This window comes from Halalkalibaculum sp. DA384 (genome assembly GCF_043951955.1).
Classification (GTDB): Bacteria; Bacteroidota; Rhodothermia; order Balneolales; family Balneolaceae; genus JAMQKA01.
In genome coordinates this window covers 1-1,004 of sequence record NZ_JBINJE010000098.1, presented here as the reverse complement: position 1 = coordinate 1,004, position 1,004 = coordinate 1, and the positions used below count along the sequence as shown (strand labels likewise).

Genomic DNA, 1,004 nt, shown 5'->3' with positions numbered 1-1,004 from the left:
GACGTACGTTGGTACGTTGAGCAGGTGATTTGTCCTTCAACGCAGCTGAAAGGCCCATTTCGCAGCCTGTTACAGACTGTAATGATGATTTGGCAATAAAAAATGGAATAAGTTATGGTCATCCATGAAGTTACATGATTTTATCCAACATACTCGTGAGAAATCCGGGCTAGAGACTGATAAGCACCTCGCAGGGAGTATCGGACGGCAGCTGCTCGCGTCCCCTCAGTGCCTGCAGCTCTATGATGAAGGAGTATCCGATTACGTCACCCCCCAGTTTTTCCACCAGCTGTGTAGCCGCGCGGGCCGATCCCCCCGTAGCAATCAGGTCATCGTGGATAATTACCTTGTCTCCATTTTTGAATGCATCTGCGTGCATCTCCACCTGGTCTTCCCCATATTCAAGGGCGTAGGTTTCAGAAACGGTGTCGGCGGGTAGTTTGCCCGGCTTTCGAACCGGAATAAATCCTGCATGGAGATCCTGGGCCAGGTTGGTTCCGAAGAGAAATCCCCTTGACTCAATACCGATCACATAATCGACCTGGGAATGCCGGAACGGGCGGGCCAGCATCCGGGAGGTCAACTCGAGGGTATCGGGGTTTTTGAGAAGGGGCGTAATATCTTTAAAGGCGATACCTGGCCTGGGAAAGTCGGGGATATTGCGGATTTCAGACTCGAGCAGCTGCAGAATACTTCTGTTTACAGATTCCATTCGGCTATTTTTTTACTATTATTGGGGCTCTGATTATAGCTAATAACCGGAATGGGAAGCAAATTTTTGCTTGATATTTCCACTGCAAGTCCGTGCTGAACAGGATCCCCGTCCTGCTTCTTAAATCAAGTTAACTGGGACCTTTGCAAAACCCTCTATTTTGTTGGGAGGTTGTTGTACCACCGACCGTATTAACCTAACGCGTTTAGGGGTTAACCTTAAGCAGCCAATGCATGTTTAATGCGATTAATGGGTTCATCGTTTTGCCAATTGATGTACTGCAATAGCGTCA

At 48.3% G+C, this 1,004-nt stretch carries 1 protein-coding gene; it reads right to left on the bottom strand.

The window, feature by feature from the left end:
- Positions 1-169: 169 nt before the first annotated feature.
- Positions 170-712, bottom strand: coding sequence for an adenine phosphoribosyltransferase (locus ACG2E4_RS18420; protein WP_395277505.1), 543 nt, complete (start codon positions 710-712; stop codon positions 170-172).
- Between the last annotated feature and the right edge of the window lie 292 nt (positions 713-1,004).

What these genes read in the sequence shown, in the direction of transcription:
- ACG2E4_RS18420 (WP_395277505.1), bottom strand. Translation starts at nt 712, where the DNA reads ATGGAATCTGTAAACAGAAGTATTCTGCAGCTGCTCGAGTCTGAAATC.